The 20,041-nt window shown below is 33.8% G+C and carries 22 protein-coding genes; all 22 read left to right on the top strand.

Annotation, left to right across the window (positions count from 1 at the left end):
• The first annotated feature begins 263 nt into the window (after nucleotides 1-263).
• The 22 genes from HMPREF2715_RS03170 to atpD all read left to right on the top strand — a co-directional run bounded on the left by HMPREF2715_RS03170 (nucleotide 264) and on the right by atpD (nucleotide 20,029).
• Nucleotides 264-1,535: a UDP-N-acetylglucosamine 1-carboxyvinyltransferase gene (locus tag HMPREF2715_RS03170; protein ID WP_070580776.1), complete on the top strand. Its 1,272-nt coding sequence runs from the start codon at nucleotides 264-266 to the stop codon at nucleotides 1,533-1,535.
• Between the two features lie 186 nt (nucleotides 1,536-1,721).
• Complete coding sequence (locus HMPREF2715_RS03165) at nucleotides 1,722-2,057, top strand: winged helix-turn-helix transcriptional regulator (RefSeq protein ID WP_011275223.1); 336 nt, start codon at nucleotides 1,722-1,724, stop codon at nucleotides 2,055-2,057.
• Nucleotides 2,058-2,225: 168 nt separating this feature from the next.
• Nucleotides 2,226-3,653, top strand: a complete 1,428-nt coding sequence (locus tag HMPREF2715_RS03160; RefSeq protein WP_053025300.1) for an aldehyde dehydrogenase family protein — start codon at nucleotides 2,226-2,228, stop codon at nucleotides 3,651-3,653.
• A gap of 266 nt (nucleotides 3,654-3,919) precedes the next feature.
• Nucleotides 3,920-5,236, top strand: coding sequence for a transcription termination factor Rho (rho, locus tag HMPREF2715_RS03155; protein WP_053015856.1), 1,317 nt, complete (start codon nucleotides 3,920-3,922; stop codon nucleotides 5,234-5,236).
• Nucleotides 5,237-5,355: 119 nt separating this feature from the next.
• The gene (locus tag HMPREF2715_RS03150; protein ID WP_070839381.1) at nucleotides 5,356-5,613 is read left to right on the top strand and encodes a type B 50S ribosomal protein L31; all 258 of its coding nucleotides are present in this window, start codon (nucleotides 5,356-5,358) and stop codon (nucleotides 5,611-5,613) included.
• Between the two features lie 150 nt (nucleotides 5,614-5,763).
• Nucleotides 5,764-6,363 carry a thymidine kinase gene (locus HMPREF2715_RS03145; protein ID WP_011275227.1) on the top strand — a complete coding sequence of 200 codons (600 nt, stop codon included), beginning with the start codon at nucleotides 5,764-5,766 and terminating at the stop codon, nucleotides 6,361-6,363.
• Nucleotides 6,363-7,439, top strand: coding sequence for a peptide chain release factor 1 (gene prfA / locus HMPREF2715_RS03140; RefSeq protein ID WP_011275228.1), 1,077 nt, complete (start codon nucleotides 6,363-6,365; stop codon nucleotides 7,437-7,439). The genes HMPREF2715_RS03145 and prfA overlap by 1 nt, the downstream gene beginning before the upstream one ends.
• Entirely contained in the window at nucleotides 7,426-8,262 is an 837-nt protein-coding gene (prmC, locus tag HMPREF2715_RS03135) for a peptide chain release factor N(5)-glutamine methyltransferase (RefSeq protein ID WP_070580772.1), read from the top strand. The genes prfA and prmC overlap by 14 nt, the downstream gene beginning before the upstream one ends.
• Nucleotides 8,263-8,345: 83 nt before the next feature.
• Complete coding sequence (locus HMPREF2715_RS03130) at nucleotides 8,346-9,389, top strand: L-threonylcarbamoyladenylate synthase (protein ID WP_070580769.1); 1,044 nt, start codon at nucleotides 8,346-8,348, stop codon at nucleotides 9,387-9,389.
• The gene (locus tag HMPREF2715_RS03125) at nucleotides 9,386-9,802 is read left to right on the top strand and encodes a low molecular weight protein arginine phosphatase (protein WP_070580767.1); all 417 of its coding nucleotides are present in this window, start codon (nucleotides 9,386-9,388) and stop codon (nucleotides 9,800-9,802) included. Before HMPREF2715_RS03130 ends, HMPREF2715_RS03125 begins: the two co-directional genes overlap by 4 nt.
• Nucleotides 9,803-9,912: 110 nt before the next feature.
• Nucleotides 9,913-10,437, top strand: a complete 525-nt coding sequence (locus HMPREF2715_RS03120) for a TIGR01440 family protein (protein WP_070580765.1) — start codon at nucleotides 9,913-9,915, stop codon at nucleotides 10,435-10,437.
• A gap of 26 nt (nucleotides 10,438-10,463) precedes the next feature.
• Nucleotides 10,464-11,702: a serine hydroxymethyltransferase gene (gene glyA / locus HMPREF2715_RS03115; RefSeq protein WP_070580763.1), complete on the top strand. Its 1,239-nt coding sequence runs from the start codon at nucleotides 10,464-10,466 to the stop codon at nucleotides 11,700-11,702.
• 26 nt (nucleotides 11,703-11,728) lie between these two features.
• Nucleotides 11,729-12,358, top strand: coding sequence for a uracil phosphoribosyltransferase (upp, locus tag HMPREF2715_RS03110; RefSeq protein WP_037551932.1), 630 nt, complete (start codon nucleotides 11,729-11,731; stop codon nucleotides 12,356-12,358).
• 18 nt (nucleotides 12,359-12,376) lie between these two features.
• Entirely contained in the window at nucleotides 12,377-13,510 is a 1,134-nt protein-coding gene (gene wecB / locus HMPREF2715_RS03105) for a non-hydrolyzing UDP-N-acetylglucosamine 2-epimerase (RefSeq protein ID WP_070839380.1), read from the top strand.
• Nucleotides 13,511-13,664: 154 nt separating this feature from the next.
• Nucleotides 13,665-14,015, top strand: a complete 351-nt coding sequence (locus HMPREF2715_RS03100) for an ATP synthase subunit I (RefSeq protein ID WP_037551936.1) — start codon at nucleotides 13,665-13,667, stop codon at nucleotides 14,013-14,015.
• A 27-nt stretch (nucleotides 14,016-14,042) separates the two neighbouring features.
• Nucleotides 14,043-14,768, top strand: a complete 726-nt coding sequence (gene atpB, locus HMPREF2715_RS03095) for a F0F1 ATP synthase subunit A (protein ID WP_011275237.1) — start codon at nucleotides 14,043-14,045, stop codon at nucleotides 14,766-14,768.
• Nucleotides 14,769-14,800: 32 nt separating this feature from the next.
• Nucleotides 14,801-15,013 carry a F0F1 ATP synthase subunit C gene (gene atpE / locus HMPREF2715_RS03090; protein ID WP_011275238.1) on the top strand — a complete coding sequence of 71 codons (213 nt, stop codon included), beginning with the start codon at nucleotides 14,801-14,803 and terminating at the stop codon, nucleotides 15,011-15,013.
• An 85-nt stretch (nucleotides 15,014-15,098) separates the two neighbouring features.
• Nucleotides 15,099-15,629: a F0F1 ATP synthase subunit B gene (locus HMPREF2715_RS03085; protein ID WP_070839378.1), complete on the top strand. Its 531-nt coding sequence runs from the start codon at nucleotides 15,099-15,101 to the stop codon at nucleotides 15,627-15,629.
• A complete protein-coding gene (locus HMPREF2715_RS03080) occupies nucleotides 15,629-16,168 on the top strand; it encodes a F0F1 ATP synthase subunit delta (RefSeq protein ID WP_070580756.1) in 540 nt (179 codons plus the stop codon). Before HMPREF2715_RS03085 ends, HMPREF2715_RS03080 begins: the two co-directional genes overlap by 1 nt.
• Before the next feature lie 20 nt (nucleotides 16,169-16,188).
• Nucleotides 16,189-17,697, top strand: a complete 1,509-nt coding sequence (gene atpA / locus HMPREF2715_RS03075; protein ID WP_070440357.1) for a F0F1 ATP synthase subunit alpha — start codon at nucleotides 16,189-16,191, stop codon at nucleotides 17,695-17,697.
• A 31-nt stretch (nucleotides 17,698-17,728) separates the two neighbouring features.
• Entirely contained in the window at nucleotides 17,729-18,595 is an 867-nt protein-coding gene (gene atpG / locus HMPREF2715_RS03070; RefSeq protein ID WP_070440358.1) for an ATP synthase F1 subunit gamma, read from the top strand.
• A gap of 21 nt (nucleotides 18,596-18,616) precedes the next feature.
• On the top strand, nucleotides 18,617-20,029 hold the full coding sequence (gene atpD, locus HMPREF2715_RS03065) for a F0F1 ATP synthase subunit beta (RefSeq protein WP_070580752.1): 1,413 nt from the start codon (nucleotides 18,617-18,619) through the stop codon (nucleotides 20,027-20,029).
• The last annotated feature ends 12 nt before the right edge of the window (nucleotides 20,030-20,041 follow it).

Genomic DNA, 20,041 nt, shown 5'->3' with positions numbered 1-20,041 from the left:
TTTGAAATAGGAGTGAAACGTTAAGTCGTTTCACTCTTTTTCTTTATAATTTGAGTATTCATATTTAAATGTTTTTCAAAAATGATTTATAATATTTGTATATATAATTCTCGAATTAGTTCTATAAATTTTGAATCGATAATTTTAAAAATTGCAATTATCAATAATTCGTAATAATTTATGTTTTACAAATAAAGAATATGTATTTTATAATGTTACTAATGTATTATTTTAAATAAATGAGAAACAAAGGAGATAAACTTATGACTCAAGAGGTAATAAAAATTCGCGGTGGTCAAACACTAAAGGGAGACGTTACGATAAGTGGTGCCAAAAATAGTGCGGTAGCAATTATCCCAGCAACATTATTAGCTCAAGGCCAAGTTAAATTAGATGGCTTACCACAAATTTCCGATGTAGAGACGCTAGTTAGTTTATTGGAAGATTTAAATATTAAAGCCCATTTAAATGGAAAAACTTTAGAAGTAGATACTTCAGAAATTGAAAATGCACCACTGCCTAACAATAAAGTTGAATCTCTTAGAGCATCTTATTACATGATGGGAGCAATGTTAGGGCGTTTTAAAAAATGTGTAATAGGTTTACCTGGTGGTTGTCCATTAGGACCACGTCCAATTGATCAACATATTAAAGGTTTTAAAGCATTAGGAGCAGAAATAGATGAATCAAATGATACATCTATTAAAATAGAAGCTAAAGAACTACATGGTGCTAATATCTTCTTAGATATGGTTAGTGTAGGCGCAACAATCAACATTATGTTGGCAGCTGTTCATGCAACTGGTCAAACAGTCATTGAAAATGCAGCTAAAGAACCTGAAGTTGTAGATGTTGCTAATTTCTTGAATAGTCTTGGCGCAGATATTAAAGGGGCAGGGACAAGTACGTTAAAAATTAATGGTGTTGATAGCTTACATGGTTCTGAATACCAAATTATCCCTGATCGTATTGAAGCAGGGACGTACATGTGTATAGCGGCAGCAGTTGGAGAAGAAATTACTATTAATAATATTGTTCCAAAACATGTTGAAGCACTTACTGTTAAATTAAAAGAACTTGGTGTAGACATCCAAGTAGATGGTGATGCTGAAAAAGCAATCATAAAACGCAAATCATCTTATAAAAATGTAGATATTAAAACTTTAGTATACCCTGGGTTTGCAACAGATTTACAACAACCAATCACGCCTTTATTATTTATGGCAGATGGCCCTTCATTTGTAACAGAAACAATATATCCTGCACGTTTTAAACATGTCGATGAGTTAAAAAACATGGGTGCTAATATTGAAGCCGATATGGAAACTGGAACTGCTACAATTAAACCATCATCACTTAATGGTGCTAAAGTATATGCAAGTGATTTGCGTGCAGGTGCATGTTTAATTATTGCAGGTCTTTTAGCTGAAGGCGTTACTACAATTTATAACGTTAGACATATTTATAGAGGCTATACTGACATTGTTAAGCATTTAAAAGAATTAGGTGCAAATATTTGGAGTGAAGAAGTCTAAAGGTATTGATAAGTTAATATTGACAGTTTCAACTCTCGACATATTAGCTTTTTCTGGTATAATAATTATATTAGATACTAATAAGATTTTGGTTTATAGATATCATTAAAGCCTATATAATGTTTATATTTATAAGCTATTTTTAGTACCTACAATCTAAAGAAGTTTTGAATAGAGGTGAAGACAATGGAAATCTGTCCATATCTTGAAGAAACCTTTAAAATTGTTGGTAGAAGTTGGAACGGTTTAATCATTAATTATCTATCACGATGCACTGATTATACTGCGCACTTTTCCGATATGAAAAGGGATTTAAAGACCATTACACCACGTGCATTAAGTATTAAATTAACTGATTTAGGTGAATGGGGATTAGTTGAAAAGAAAGTAGTCTCAACTAGTCCAGTTTCAATCATTTATGAATTGACTGATAAAGGTAAAGCTTTAGCAGAAGCTTTAAAACCCATTGAAAAATGGGCTCAAGAACATGTAACACTTGAAGAAGAAGTTAAATCTAAATAATATAATAAAGAGTTTTGTGCTTTATATTGAATGAATAATCACTTTTATAATTGTTCATCATTGCTAGGTGCAAAACTCTTTTGTTATTTCATACTAAGACGGTATGTTTAATTTTCAATGAAAAAAGGTATACAAATGACGTAATGATTCTTAAGGAGTGAAGAATTTATGAGAAATTATACTCAACAATATATAAATGGCGAATGGATTGATAGCGATAGTAATGAAACAATTGAAGTAATCAATCCAGCAACTGAAGAAGTTATTGGTAAAGTAGCTAAAGGTAATGCAAATGATGTGGAAAAAGCAGTAGAAGCTGCAAATAACGTTTATTTAGAATTTCGTCATAGTTCAGTGAAAGAAAGAAAAGAACTATTAGATAAAATTGTAGAAGAATATAAAAATAGAAAACAAGATATTGTAGAAGCCATAACGGATGAATTAGGTGCACCTTTAACAGTATCTGAGAATGTCCACTACCAAATGGGGCTAAATCATTTTGAAGAGGCAAGTAGAGCACTAGATTCATTCGAATTTGAAGAAAGACGTGGAGATGCATTAGTTATTAAAGAAGCAATTGGTGTTTCAGGCCTAGTAACACCTTGGAATTTCCCAACTAATCAAACTTCATTGAAATTAGCAGCCGCTTTTGCAGCAGGTAGTCCTGTTGTTCTAAAACCTTCAGAAGAAACACCATTTGCTGCAGTCATTTTAGCTGAAATATTTGATAAAGTAGGCGTACCAAAAGGTGTATTTAATCTTGTTAATGGTGACGGTGAAGGTGTAGGTAATCCACTAAGTGAACATCCAAAAGTTAGAATGATGTCATTTACTGGTTCAGGACGCACAGGTTCAAAAATAATGGAAAAAGCTTCTAAGGATTTCAAAAAAGTATCACTTGAATTAGGTGGTAAATCGCCTTATATCGTATTAGATGATGTTGATGTTAAAGAAGCAGCGAAAGCAACTACTGGCAAAGTAGTTAATAACACAGGTCAAGTATGTACTGCAGGTACTCGTATTTTAATTCCTGAAAGCAAAAAAGAAGACTTATTAACTGCACTTAAAGAAGAATTTAGTAAAGTTAAAGTTGGAGATCCACGAGAAGAAGGTACTCAAGTTGGACCGATTATTAGTAAGAAACAATTTGATACAGTCCAATCATATATTGATAAAGGTATTGAAGAAGGTGCAGAATTATTCTACGGTGGTCCTGGTAAACCTGAAGGATTAAATACTGGTTATTTCGCGAGACCAACTATTTTTATCAATGTAGACAATGACATGACAATTGCTCAAGAAGAAATCTTTGGACCAGTTGCTTCTGTAATCACATATAATGATTTAGATGAAGCAATCAAAATTGCTAATGATACTAAATATGGATTAGCAGGATATGTAATAGGTAAAGATAAAGAAACACTTCAAAAAGTAGCTCGTTCAATTGAAGCAGGTAGAATTGAAATCAATGAAGCTGGAAACCAACCAGATTTACCATTTGGTGGATATAAACAATCTGGAATTGGTCGTGAGTGGGGCGATTATGGTATAGAAGAGTTCTTAGAAGTGAAATCAATTGCTGGTTATTTCAGTTAATTTAAAAAATTAATTTATATATTATTTGTATCAGTTCATGGAATATTTTTAGTTCCATGAGCTGTTTTATTTTTGGAAATTTAATAAAATCGTTTTGTATTTAAATTGAAAATTTGCTATATTAATTCTAGTATTCAAGACTTTAAATATTATTTTATGAGATATCCTAAATAGACTTAGTGAGTTCTTGAAATGAAACTATTTAAAATATCTCTTTTCTAATCAAATTGAAGTCTTTATAAATATATAAGAAATGGGTGCAATTTATGCCTGAAAAAGTACGTACATCTCCACAGTATGAGTCGTTTCATGAATTGTATAAAAATTACACAACGAAAGAATTAACACAAAAAGCAAAAACATTAAAACTTACTAATTATAGTAAATTGAATAAGAGTGAATTAGTTTTAGCTATCATGGAAGCCCAAATGGAAAAAGATGGTAACTATTACATGGAGGGTGTCTTAGATGATATCCAGCCTGATGGTTATGGGTTCCTAAGAACAGTCAACTATTCAAAAGGTGAAAAAGATATTTATATATCTGCAAGTCAAATACGACGTTTCGAAATTAAACGTGGTGATAAAGTAACCGGAAAAGTTCGTAAACCTAAAGATAATGAAAAATATTATGGTTTATTGCAAGTTGACTTTGTTAATGATGAGAATGCTGAAGTTGTAAAAAAACGCCCTCACTTTCAAGCTTTAACGCCTCTCTATCCTGAGGAAAGGATCGTTTTAGAAACAGATCCCCAAAATTATTCAACACGTATAATGGATTTAGTTACGCCTATTGGTCTAGGTCAACGTGGACTTATTGTTGCACCTCCTAAAGCGGGTAAAACGTCTTTATTAAAAGAAATTGCAAATGCGATTAGTAAAAATAAACCTGATGCAAAATTATTTATTTTATTAGTTGGGGAACGTCCAGAAGAAGTAACTGATATTGAAAGATCCGTTGAATCTGCTGAAGTAGTGCACTCGACTTTTGATGAGCCACCAGAACACCATGTTAAAGTAGCTGAATTATTACTAGAACGTGCTAAACGATTAGTTGAGATTGGTCAAGATGTTATTATTCTGATGGACTCAATTACTCGATTGGCAAGAGCGTATAACTTAGTTATACCACCAAGTGGAAGAACGTTATCAGGTGGTCTTGATCCTGCTTCATTACACAAACCTAAAGCATTCTTTGGTGCTGCGCGTAACATTGAAGCAGGAGGAAGTTTAACGATATTAGCCACTGCATTAGTTGAAACTGGATCACGCATGGATGATATGATTTATGAAGAATTCAAAGGAACAGGAAATATGGAACTTCATCTTGATCGTAAATTATCTGAACGTCGAATTTTCCCTGCGATTGATATTGGAAGAAGTTCTACGCGTAAAGAAGAATTACTAATTAGTAATTCTGAACTTGATTCACTATGGCAGTTAAGAAACATGTTTACAGACTCTACAGATTTCACAGAAAGATTTATTAGAAAATTAAAACGCTCTAAAAGTAATAAAGAATTTTTCCAACAGTTGCAAAAGGCTGCTGAAGAAAGTACAAAAACAGGAAAACCGATTATTTAACGAATGTCTGTTTGAGGCTTGCGTTTTAATCTAATAACTATTATAATTACCAAGTATTGGGTAAAAAACTCACAAATAACTCTGTTCCAGATGGTTCAGGGCAAAGGAGCTGAAAATTAATGAGACAAGGAATCCATCCTGATTATCACAAAGTTATCTTTTTAGATACAACTACTAACTTTAAATTTTTAAGTGGTTCAACTAAAACATCTTCAGAAACAATGGAATGGGAAGATGGTAATGAATACCCAGTTATTCGTTTAGATGTATCTTCTGATTCACACCCATTCTACACAGGACGTCAAAAATTCGCTGCTGCGGATGGTCGTGTGGAACGTTTCAACAAAAAGTTTGGTTTCAAATCAAACAACAACTAATTATAAGTTTAAACTGTCTGCCTAATCTATTTTATATAGAAATGCGTAGACAGTTTTTTTAAATTTAAGTAGTATTTAAAGTGATATTTATAATACATAGAAATATGATATAATTAAGCGATTATGTTTTTGTAAAAGGTGGAACTTATAATGTATGAAACTTACCATTCCGGTTGGATTGAATGCATTACTGGAAGTATGTTTAGCGGTAAGTCAGAAGAACTAATTCGTAGACTAAGACGAGGGATATACGCTAAACAAAAAGTAGTAGTGTTTAAACCAGCTATTGATGATCGTTATCATAAAGAAAAAGTTGTTTCTCATGACGGTAATGAATTAGAAGCAATTAATATTTCTACTTCAAGAGATATATTATTACAGGATTTGTCTCATGTTGATGTCATTGGTATTGATGAGATTCAATTTTTCGATAAAGAAATTGTAAATATAGTGGAGAAGCTTGCTGAAAATGGCCATCGAGTAGTGGTTGCAGGCTTAGATATGGATTTCAGAGGGGAACCATTCGAACCCATGCCACAAATTATGGCGGTAAGTGAACAAGTTACTAAATTACAGGCTGTATGTGCAGTATGTGGTTCATCATCAAGTAGAACACAACGCTTAATCGATGGACAGCCAGCTAAAGTAGATGATCCTATCATTTTAGTTGGGGCAAATGAAAGTTATGAACCGAGATGTCGTGCACATCATATCGTAGCACCAAGTACAAGTGACGAGGAGGAAATGTAGTGTTTGATCAATTAGATATCGTTGAAGAAAGATATGAACAACTCAATGAAATGTTAAGTGACCCTGAGATTGTTAATGATTCAGATAAGTTACGTAAATATTCAAAAGAACAAGCTGATTTACAAAAAACAGTTGATGTATATAGAGATTATAAAAGTAAAAAAGAAGAAATTGCTGAAATTGATGAAATGTTAAATGAAACAGAAGATAAAGAAGAAATTGAAATGTTGAAAGAGGAAAGTGCTAGTTTGAAAAGTGCGATTCCTGAGTTGGAAGAACAACTTAAATTTTTATTAATTCCAAAAGATCCTAATGATGAGAAAGACGTTATCGTTGAAATCAGAGCAGCAGCAGGTGGGGATGAAGCGGCAATCTTCGCTGGCGATTTACTAAGAATGTATAGTAAGTATGCAGAATCTCAAAACTTTAAAACTGAAATTGTTGAAGCGGCTGAAAGTGACCATGGTGGTTATAAAGAAATTAGTTTCTCAGTTTCAGGTAGCGGTGCTTATAGTAAATTAAAATTTGAAAATGGTGCACACCGAGTTCAACGTGTACCTGAAACAGAATCAGGTGGACGAATTCATACTTCAACAGCGACAGTTGCTGTTCTTCCTGAAGTTGAAGATGTTGAGATTGAAATCCGAAATGAAGATTTGAAAATAGACACCTATCGCTCAAGTGGTGCTGGCGGTCAGCACGTTAATACAACTGACTCAGCTGTTCGTATCACTCACTTACCTACTGGTGTTATTGCAACTTCTTCTGAAAAATCTCAAATTCAAAACCGTGAAAAAGCGTTGAAAGTTTTAAAAGCACGTTTATATGATATGAAATTACAGGAAGAACAACAAAAATATGCAGCACAACGTAAATCAGCAGTGGGTACAGGAGATAGGTCTGAAAGAGTTAGAACATATAATTATCCACAAAGCCGTGTAACTGACCATAGAATAGGATTAACTTTACAAAAGTTAGATCAAATTATGGAAGGTAAATTAGATGAAATTATTGATGCATTAACTTTATCTGAACAAACTGAGAAATTGAAAGAACTAAACAATGGTGAACTTTAAAGAACAATTAGATTATGCGATTCAACAAGCTGTAGATAAGGGTTATGAACAATCGAGAGCAGAATGGTTGATGCTTGATTTGTTTGGGTGGTCAAGAACTGATTATTTAATTCACATGTATGATGACATGTCAAAAGCAGAAGAAATCAAGTTTTCACTTGCGACTGAACGGATGCTTTTAGGTGAACCTATACAATATATTGTTGGTTTTCAATCTTTCTATGGCTATCAATTTCAAGTTAATGAACATTGTTTAATTCCACGTCCTGAAACGGAGGAAGTGATGTTGCATTTTCTTGAAAATTGTAAATCAAGTGCTACAATCGCTGATATTGGAACTGGTAGTGGTGTTTTAGCTGTTACTTTAAAAAAGTTAAATAAAGATTTTACTGTTTATGCAACAGACATTCTCCAAGAGACCTTAGAAGTTGCATCAGATAATGCGCATTATCACGAGGCAGCGGTAACTTTTTTTAAAGGCAATGCATTGAAACCTTTCATACAAAAGAATATAAAATTGGATGGTATTGTTTCTAATCCACCATATATTGATGTAGATGAGATAGAAATGATGGAGAACACAGTTGTTAAGTATGAACCTCATATAGCATTGTTTGCAGAGAATGAGGGTTTCGCTATTTATGAATTAATCCTTAATGATTTGCCTAAAGTTTTAAATAAAGATGCTTTTGTCACCTTTGAAATTGGTTATAACCAGGGTGAAAGGTTAAAAAATATTATTTTAGAAAAGTATCCAAAACTTGATGTTAAAGTTGTTAAAGATATAAATGGTAATGAAAGAATAGTGTCATTTAAATGGTAAAACTCAAAGTTACTTATCTGATAAAATTTAGATGAGTAACTTTTCATATATATGAATAATACAATAATGAAGGAGTGAGCTTGATGAAAACTGAGATATGGGATATGCGTGATTATCAAGAATCGCCATTGGATTATCCAGAATTGGAAAATATAAAACAGGTATATAATGATGGTGGGTTAATTGCAATTCCAACAGAGACTGTTTACGGATTGGGTGCAGATGCTCGAAACCAACAGGCAGTTTCAAACATATATCAAGCCAAAGGACGTCCTTCTGACAATCCATTAATTGTCCATATACATGATAAATCTCAGCTTGATCAAATTATTTCTCATTTGCCTGAAGAAGCCAAATGTTTGATGGATGAATTTTGGCCTGGACCTATTTCATTTATTTTACCTTTAAGACAGGGGTATCTTTGTGAGAAAGTAACAGGTGGCTTACAATCAATCGCGGTAAGAATGCCAAGTCATCCAATAGGAAGAGCTATACTTCAATACATTGATATGCCTATCGCTGCCCCTAGTGCTAATGTAAGTGGGCGACCTTCTCCTACAATTTTTCAACACGTTTTTAATGATTTAAATGGCAAAATTGACGGTATAGTCAATGGTGATCAAAGTGAAGAAGGATTAGAAAGCACCGTGCTAGATTGTACACAGTTTCCTTTCAGAATAGCAAGACCAGGATCAATAACGCAAGCAATGCTCAATGATGTTTTACCAGGAAGTGTTGAGGATTATCATTATGACGCCAGTAGCCAACCAATAGCACCTGGAATGAAGTATAAACACTATGCCCCTGATATACCAGTAACGATGCTAACGCATCTTAGTGAACCTATTAAAACAATTAAAGAATGGAGTAATACAGCTTTTATTTTACCGGAAACTTTGAAGCAGTATGCCCCAAGTGATGCACTATTCATTAAACTTTGTAAAGATGAAAAAGATATAAGACAAGCTAATCATAATTTGTATCAAATACTTCATAGTATTGATGAAAATCCATCAATAGATCAAGCATATATTTATGCTTTTGATAAAACAGATGAATCTGAAGCAATTATGAATCGGATTATTAAAGCTACAGGTAATCACATTGTTAGAGGTGAGAACTTATGAGAATAACATTTGTATGTACTGGAAACACTTGCCGAAGTCCAATAGCCGAAAGTATCGCGAAGAAAATGCTTGTAGATGACACAATTAATTCTAGAGGACTGTTCGCGATTGATGGCCAATCCGTATCACTAGAGTCATTAGAAGTCATTATGGAGCATAATTTTCCTGAACCAACTGTAGCTAAGCAATTTAGTGAGAATGATTTGAATAGTGACTTAATTTTAACGATGACAGATATGCATAAACAACAACTGGTTTTTCATTATGGTGACAATGGTCGTATTTATCAACTCAGTGAATATGTTGGAGAAATAGGTGACATTGTTGATCCTTTTGGTGGTAACATAGATACTTACCGTCAAACGTTTGAACAACTTTTGTATTTGATAGGTAAGTTACGTACAAATTCATAATCCAAATATTATACAATTAGTATATGTTAAGCTTTAAATAAGTTATAATGAAGAAGTATAGCTAGTTTGCTATGCTTCTTTTTAATTATGTATTTAAGGTGGAGATTTCAATGCAAAAACTTAAAACTTTGCTTGATGAACTTAAATCGCAATCATTTTTCAATGAAAATGAAATTTGTGTGATAGGATGTTCGACTTCTGAAGTTATAGGACAGAAGATTGGTTCTGTAGGGTCAATGGAAGTTGCTGAAACGATCTTTAATGCATTAGAAGAAGTGAAACAAGATATTGGTGTTTCTTTTGCATTCCAAGGTTGTGAACACATTAATAGAGCAGTCACAATTGAACGTGAAGATTTCAACCCTCTAACTATGGAAGAAGTCACTGTTGTTCCCGATGTTCACGCAGGAGGTAGTCTTGCTACATATGCTTATAAGCATATGAATGACCCAATCGTAGTTGAACATATTTCAGTACCTAAAGGTATTGATATAGGTCAAACATTAATTGGAATGCATATTAAACACGTTTGTGTACCGGTTAGGACAAGTGTCAAACAGGTTGGTGAAGCAATTGTAACGATTGCAACCTCAAGACCTAAGAAAATCGGTGGTGAACGAGCTAAATACGAATAAGCTTGAAAGCGTAGGAGGGGATTTTTATGTCTTATATCCAAAATCAAGATAAAGCTGTCTATGAAGCGATTCAAAATGAATACAATAGACAAAATAACAACATTGAATTAATAGCATCTGAAAATTTTGTATCTGAAGCGGTAATGGAAGCACAAGGTTCTGTAATGACTAATAAATATGCTGAAGGCTATCCTGGTCGTCGCTATTATGGTGGTTGTGATTATGTAGACGTTACAGAAACAATTGCTATCGAACGAGCTAAAGCATTATTTGGTGCTGAACATGTAAATGTGCAACCACATTCAGGTTCTCAAGCAAACATGGCAGTTTATCTTGTCGCTCTAGAGATGGGTGATACTGTTTTAGGAATGAATTTAAGTCATGGTGGTCACTTAACACACGGGTCACCAGTTAATTTTAGTGGTAAATTCTATAATTTTGTTGACTATGGTGTAGATAAGGAAACTGAAAAAATTGACTATGAAGTGGTGCGTCAATTAGCACATGAACATAAACCTAAATTGATAGTTGCAGGTACATCAGCATATTCAAGACAACTGGATTTTAAAAAGTTTAAAGAAATCGCTGATGAAGTTGGTGCTAAATTAATGGTTGATATGGCCCATATCGCTGGTTTAGTAGCAGCAGGTTTACATCCAAATCCTGTTGAACATGCAGACTTTGTAACTACAACTACTCATAAAACTTTACGTGGCCCACGTGGAGGCTTAATTCTTTGTAAAGAAGAGTATAAGAAAGATATTGATAAAACAATATTCCCTGGAATTCAAGGTGGCCCTTTAGAGCATGTCATTGCAGCTAAAGCTGTTGCGTTTGGTGAAGCGCTTGAGCAAGATTTTAAAGTTTATCAAGAACAAGTAATTAAAAACGCTAAAGTACTTTCACAAACATTGCAAGAAGAAGGCTTTAGAATTGTTTCAGGAGGAACTGATAATCATTTACTTTCTGTAGATGTTAAAAATTCAGTTAATGTTACTGGTAAAGAAGCTGAAGCGACTTTAGATTCTATTGGAATAACATGTAATAAAAATACAATCCCATTTGATCAAGAAAAAGCATTCGTAACAAGTGGTATACGTTTAGGTACACCTGCAGCGACTACGAGAGGCTTTGATGAGGAAGCGTTTAAAGAAGTAGGTCGTATTATTAGCTTAGCACTAAAAAATCCTAATAATGATACTAAATTAAAAGAAGCAAGAGAAAGAGTAAGTCGTTTAACTGATAAATATCCGCTATATGAATAATTTATAAAATTTTGGAGGAAATATAAATGAGTAAAGTACATGTATTTGATCACCCACTAATTCAACACAAATTAAGTTACATCCGTGATATGAATACGGGAACTAAAGAATTTAGAGAACTTGTTGATGAAGTAGGCATGTTAATGGCGTATGAAGTTACTAGAGATTTAGAACTACAAGATGTAGAAATTAAAACGCCAGTAACAACAATGACTGCAAAAAGATTAGCTGGTAAAAAATTAGCGATCGTTCCAATACTTAGAGCTGGTTTAGGTATGACAGATGGTGTGTTAAATCTAGTACCAGCGGCTAGAGTAGGTCATATTGGTCTATATCGTGATCCTAACACATTAAAAGCAGTAGAATACTTTGCTAAACTTCCACAAGATATTGATGAGAGACAAATCATTGTTGTAGATCCAATGCTAGCAACTGGAGCATCAGCAATTGAAGCCATCAATTCATTAAAGAAACGCGGTGCAAAAAATATTAGATTCATGTGTTTAATTGCAGCACCAGAAGGTGTAGAAAAGATGCAAGAGGCGCATGATGATGTAGATATTTATATTGCAGCATTAGATGAAAAATTAAATGACAAAGCATACATTACGCCTGGTTTAGGTGATGCTGGGGACAGATTATTTGGTACAAAATAGTATTTAGGAGCTTAAAGTATGAAAAAAATTATGACAGTCTTTGGTACTAGACCAGAAGCGATTAAGATGGCACCTTTAGTAAAGGCACTCGAATATGATGCTGAGTTAGAACCAATGATTGTTGTAACTGCTCAGCATCGTGAGATGTTAGATTCAGTATTACATACTTTTAACATTACGCCACATTATGATTTAAATATTATGAAGGAAGGTCAAACACTTTCCGACATTACCTCAAGAGCTATGACGAAACTTGAAGATGTTATAAAAAAAGAGAAACCAGATATGGTATTAGTTCATGGCGACACAACTACAACATTTTCTGGTGCTCTTGCTGCTTTTTATAATAAAGTTGCTATTGGTCATGTTGAAGCAGGTTTAAGAACGCGACATAAATATGCGCCATTTCCAGAAGAAGTGAATAGGCAAATGGTAAGTAATTTAGCCGATATACATTTTGCACCTACTAAAGGGGCGGCTAATAATCTACTTCAAGAAAACAAGAGTCCTGATTCAATTATTATTACTGGAAATACTGCTATCGACACACTCGAACTAACAATTCAAAAAGAATATAATTCAGATATTATAAGAAAACATCAAGGTAAACGTATTATATTATTAACTGTCCATAGACGAGAAAATGTCGGACAGCCAATGATTGATATTTACAAAGCGATGCGCAAAATTGTGGATGAATATGAAGATATCGTTATTGTGTCTCCTTTACATTTAAATCCTAAAGTAAGAGAACTAGCTTACGAGTATTTAGGAGAACATGAACGTATAGAATTAATTGAACCACTCGATGTTGTAGATTTTCATAATTTTGCAAATAAAGCATATTTAATTTTGACTGATTCAGGGGGGATTCAAGAAGAAGCCCCTTCATTAAATAAACCTGTTCTTGTTCTAAGAGATGTAACTGAAAGACCAGAAGGTGTAACAGCAGGTACTTTAAAGGTTGTAGGCACTGATTTTGATAATGTTTTTAAATCAACAACAGAAATCTTAGAAAATCAAATGATTTATGATCAAATGGCGCTAACTCAAAATCCTTATGGTGATGGCAATGCATCTTTGAGAATATGTGAGAGTATAAAATATTATTTCGGTTTAACTTCAAAAATGCCAAAGTCTCTCAATTCATAAAATAATCTTAATTGTGAACATTTTTTGACAAATAAATAGTTAATTTTTACAACAATTTGAATAGAATTGACACAATATTTACCCTATATTATTATTAAATTTGTATGAGTGGAACGGTTTGCATGGTTGACATAAGTTAATTTGGAGGAAAAAAATGAGGCGTTTCAGCATCATATTTAAACAATTCATTCAATATTATATTTATTTTCTAATTTTATTGGGTGTATTGTATATCATTATTCCAAAACCTTTTATTCTTGGATTGATAATCGGCACAGTTGGATCTTTAATAAATACCTATATTTTCGAATTATATTTATCTCGGGCAAAACAACCAGATAATATACATATTTCTACAGGCAATACTTGGAGGTACTTAGTCGCTATCATTGCGTGCGTAATATGGTTTTTATTAAAAGTTTATGTCAATATTATTGGAATAATGATAGGTCTTATGTTTTCTTATGTTTTAATCATACTACGCCCTCTACTGCTAAAGAGTTAAAATTTTAAGAACGAAAGAGGTGAGTACATGGATCACAAAAACCCGCTCGTGAGTTGGAATGTGTTTGGTTTTGATCTCGTTTTCAATTTAGCAAGCATCATGATGTTAGTTATTACAGCAATCATTGTTTTTCTTATAGCAATTATTTGTACACGTAATTTAAAGAAAAGACCATCAGGTAAACAGAATTTTATTGAATGGATCTTTGACTTTGTGAGAAGCATCATTGAGAGTAATATGGCTTGGAAAAAAGGTGGTCAGTTTCACTTCTTAGCTGTAACATTGATATTATTTATCTTTGTTGCAAACATGTTAGGATTACCATTTGCTATAGTGACTAAAGATCATTATCTATGGTGGAAATCTCCAACAGCAGATGCAACAGTCACATTGACATTGTCAACTATGATGATATTACTTACACACTATTATGGTGTGAAAATGCGTGGTACTAAGGCATACATAGGTAATTACTTCAAACCATTCTGGCCTTTAGCAATTATCAATGTTTTTGAAGAATTCTCTTCAACATTAACACTTGGACTACGTTTATACGGTAATATTTTTGCCGGTGAATTATTACTTTCATTATTAGCCGGTTTAGTTGTAAGTAGTGCTTGGGGTTGGATTATAGGTATTCCAGGTTTAATCGTATGGCAAGGATTCTCAATCTTTGTTGGCTCAATCCAGGCATATATATTTATCATGCTTTCAATGGTTTACATGTCCCACAAAGTAGCGGACACACATTAACTTAAACAAACATTTTAGGAGGAATTATTAATATGGGTTTAATCGCAGCAGCAATTGCAATTGGTTTATCAGCACTAGGCGCAGGTATCGGTAACGGTCTTATCGTTTCAAGAACAGTAGAAGGTGTAGCTCGTCAACCAGAAGCACGTGGACAATTAATGAGTATCATGTTCATCGGTATTGGTTTAGTTGAGGCATTACCTATCATCGGTGTTGTAATCGCATTCATGACTCTTTTCCAATAAGAAAATTTCATGGCGAAGTCACTTGGATCTTCGCCGTTCGTTTTATTTAATGGCAAGTGGTGATTAATTATGAAAGGAGTGTCAAATGCCAGTGAATGCATTAACTAATTCATTCGTTCTAGGTGCAGCAGGTGGTGGAGTTGAATGGGGTACTGTCATTGTAACAGTTATCACATTTGCTATATTACTAGCACTACTTAAGAAATTTGCTTGGGGTCCATTAAAAGAAGTAATGGATAAACGTGAACGTGACATCAATAGAGACATTGATGAAGCCGAAGAAACAAAATTAAATGCACAAAAACTTGAAGAAGAAAACAAAAAGACACTAAAACAAACTCAAGATGAAGTTCAACGTATTTTAGAAGATGCTAGAATTCAAGCACGTAAACAACACGAAGAAATCATTCATGAAGCAAATATTCGTGCAAACGGTATGATTGAAACTGCTCAAAGTGAAATCAATAGCGAGAAAGAACGTGCATTAGCGGATATTAATAATCAAGTGTCTGAATTATCAGTATTAATTGCTTCTAAAGTACTTCAAAAAGAAATTTCAGAACAAGATCAAAAAGACCTTGTTGATAAGTATTTAAAAGAGGCAGGCGATAAATAATGGCAGATGTAGCAAATAAATACGCTAAAGCATTATTTGACGTCGCTATTGATAAAGATAGATTAGATTTAATGTATGACGAATTGAGTGAAGTTAGTGAAGCTACGAGAAACTATGGTGAAGATTTTAGAGCAATTGACTCAAATCCTAACCAACCAGCTTCAGAAAGACGCAAATTTGTTGGTATCATTTTTGGAGATGCTAATTATTACTTGAAAAACATGCTAATGATATTAGCTAATAATCGTCATTTAGTACTTATCAATTCAATTTTTAAAGAATTCAAAAGTTTATATAATGAATATCATAATGAAGATTCAGCAATTGTTGAATCAGTTTATCAATTAAGTGATGAAGAACTTGATCGCATTAAAGACTTAATTTTAAAACAAACTAATTTATCTCAAGTACATATTACTACGAAAATAAATCCAGAATTAATTGGAGGATTTAGAGTTAAAGTTGGTACTACTGTGCTAGATGGCAGTGTTAAAAAAGATTTAGAACAAATCGAACGCAAATTTAGAAGAGTAAACTAAAATAAAGAGGAGTGACATAGATGGCCATAAAAGCTGAAGAAATCAGTGCATTACTTCGCTCACAAATTGAAAATTATGAGTCTGAAATGTCTGTAACTGATGTTGGTACGGTACTCCAAATTGGTGACGGTATCGCATTAATTCACGGATTAAATGACTGTATGGCTGGTGAGCTAGTAGAGTTCTCAAATGGTGTTCTTGGTTTAGCTCAAAACCTTGAAGAATCAAATGTGGGTGTAGTTATTTTAGGACCATATACTGAAATTACTGAAGGCGACGAAGTTAGACGTACTGGACGTATTATGGAAGTTCCAGTAGGGGAAGAACTTATGGGTCGTGTTGTTAACCCACTTGGTCAACCTATTGATGGGCAAGGTCCTATCAATACAACTAAAACACGTCCTGTTGAGCAAAAAGCTACAGGTGTAATGGCTCGTAAATCTGTTGACGAACCACTTCAAACTGGTATTAAAGCGATTGACGCATTAGTTCCAATTGGACGTGGTCAACGTGAGTTAATTATCGGAGATAGACAAACGGGTAAAACAACAATCGGTATTGATACAATCTTAAACCAAAAAGGTTTAGATACAATTTGCATTTACGTAGCAATTGGTCAAAAAGATTCAACTGTGCGTGCAAATGTAGAAAAATTGCGTCAAGCTGGTGCATTAGATTACACAATTGTTGTTTCAGCTTCAGCATCTGAACCTTCACCATTACTTTACATTGCACCTTACTCAGGTGTAACTATGGGTGAAGAGTTTATGTTCAATGGTAAACATGTATTAATCGTTTACGATGATTTAACTAAACAAGCTGCTGCTTATCGTGAGTTATCATTATTATTACGTAGACCACCAGGTCGTGAAGCGTATCCAGGTGACGTATTCTACCTGCATAGTAGATTATTAGAAAGAGCAGCTAAACTTAATGATGATTTAGGTGGCGGTTCAATAACTGCTTTACCAATCATTGAAACACAAGCAGGGGATATTTCTGCATACGTACCAACTAACGTAATTTCAATTACAGATGGACAAATTTTCTTACAATCTGATTTATTCTTCTCAGGTGTAAGACCAGCGATTAACGCAGGACAATCAGTTTCACGTGTAGGTGGATCTGCTCAAATTAAAGCAATGAAGAAAGTAGCAGGTACGCTACGTTTAGACTTAGCTTCATATAGAGAATTAGAATCATTTGCACAATTCGGTTCTGATTTAGATGAATTTACAGCTAGAAAACTTGAAAGAGGTAAACGTACGGTTGAAGTCTTGAAACAAGATCAAAACAAACCACTTCCTGTTGAAAATCAAGTTTTAATTATCTATGCATTAACAAAAGGTTACCTAGATGATATTCCTGTAGAAGACATCACACGTTTTGAAGATGAATTGAATAGTTGGACTAAATCAAATGGTTCAGACTTATTAAATGAAATTAGAGAAACTGGTGGCTTACCATCTGATGATAAATTTGAAGCAACTATTAATGAATTCAAGAAAAGCTTTAGCAAATCTGAATAATTAAACTTTAAATTGAAAGGGTGGTGAGATAATGGCTTCATTAAAAGAGATAGATGGTCGTATTAAATCGACGAAAAAAATGAAACAAATTACCAAAGCGATGAATATGGTATCAAGTTCAAAATTACGTCGAGCTGAAAAAAACACTAAACAATTTGAACCTTATATGGAGAAAATGCAAGATGCTATTACTGCAATTGCAGGTGCTAGTAAAAATTCTAGTCATCCTATGCTTAGACCTAGACAAGTTCAACGTAGTGGCTACCTAGTTATTACAAGTGATAAAGGCTTAGCAGGTGCTTATAGTTCAAATGTACTAAAACGACTTATTAATGATATTAAAGAAAAGCATTCTAGCAGTGACGAATATAGTATTATTGTATTGGGTCAATCTGGTGTTGATTTCCTTAAAAATAGAGGTTATGAAATTGAGAATTCACTTGTTGAAGTTCCTGATCAACCTTCATTTAAATCAATACAAGCAATTGCTAAACATGCGATTGACTTATTCAGTGAAGAACATATTGACGAATTAAAAATTTATTACAGTCACTATGTTAGTGTTCTTGAAAATAAACCAGCAACTAAACAAGTTTTACCATTATCTCGTGAAGATTCTAGCCAAGGTCAAGGCCAAATGTCTTCATATGAATTTGAGCCTGATAAAGAGTCTATCCTAAGTGTTATTCTTCCTCAATATGTTGAAAGTTTAATTTATGGAACGATTTTAGATGCTAAGGCTAGTGAACATGCAGCGAGAATGACTGCAATGAAAAATGCTTCTGATAATGCAACTGAACTTATTGATGACTTATCATTACAATATAATAGAGCTAGACAAGCTGAAATCACTCAACAAATCACAGAAATTGTTGGTGGTTCCGCAGCACTTGAATAATAATTTAAAGGAGGAAACAACATGAGTAATGGCCGTGTAACTCAGGTTATGGGTCCTGTTATTGACGTTCGTTTTGAACATAATGAAGTACCTGAAATTAATAACGCCTTAATCATCGAAGTTCCCAAAGAAGATGGTACTTTTGAATTAACGCTTGAAGTTGCATTACAACTAGGTGATGACGTTGTTCGTACAATTGCCATGGATTCAACAGATGGTGTTCAACGTGGTATGGAAGTTCAGAACACTGAAAAAGACATTTCAGTACCAGTTGGCGAAGTAACTTTAGGACGTGTATTTAACGTATTAGGTGACACAATTGATTTAGAAGATAAATTAGATGGTTCAGTAAGACGTGATCCAATTCATAGACAATCACCTAATTTTGACGAATTATCTACTGAAGTAGAAATTCTTGAAACTGGAATCAAAGTTGTAGACTTATTAGCACCATACATCAAAGGTGGTAAAATCGGTCTATTTGGTGGTGCCGGTGTCGGTAAAACCGTTTTAATCCAAGAATTGATTAATAATATCGCACAAGAACATGGTGGTATTTCAGTATTTGCTGGTGTAGGTGAACGTACACGTGAAGGTAACGACCTATATTATGAAATGAGAGATAGTGGCGTTATTGAGAAAACAGCAATGGTATTTGGTCAAATGAACGAGCCACCTGGTGCGCGTATGCGTGTGGCACTTTCTGCATTGACAATGGCTGAGTATTTCCGTGATGAACAAGGACAAGACGTTCTGTTATTCATCGATAACATTTTCAGATTTACTCAAGCAGGTTCAGAAGTATCAGCATTATTAGGACGTATGCCATCAGCTGTAGGTTATCAACCTACTTTAGCTACGGAAATGGGTCAATTACAAGAACGTATTACATCAACGAATAAAGGTTCAGTAACCTCAATTCAAGCTGTATTCGTACCAGCCGATGACTATACTGACCCAGCGCCAGCAACTGCATTCGCTCACTTAGATGCTACAACTAACTTAGAACGTAAATTAACTGAGATGGGTATCTATCCTGCCGTGGATCCTTTAGCATCTACATCAAGAGCGTTAGAACCAGCAATTGTTGGTCAAGAGCATTATGAAGTGGCACGAGATGTCCAATCAACACTTCAAAAATATAGAGAATTACAAGATATCATTGCTATTTTAGGTATGGATGAGTTATCAGAAGAAGATAAATTGACTGTAGAACGTGCACGTCGAATTCAATTCTTCTTGTCACAAAACTTCCATGTAGCAGAACAATTCACTGGTCAAAAAGGTTCATACGTTCCTGTTAAAACTACAGTAGCTGATTTTAAAGGCATTTTAGATGGTAAATATGACCATATTCCTGAAGATGCTTTCCGTTTAGTTGGAAGTATGGAAGATGTCGTTGCCAAAGCAAAAGATATGGGTGTTGAAGTCTAAACAATTAGGAGG

It is taken from the genome of Staphylococcus sp. HMSC062A01 (assembly GCF_001836805.1).
Taxonomy (GTDB): Bacteria; Bacillota; Bacilli; order Staphylococcales; family Staphylococcaceae; genus Staphylococcus; species Staphylococcus haemolyticus.
This window is presented reverse-complemented; position numbering and strand designations above follow the sequence as displayed.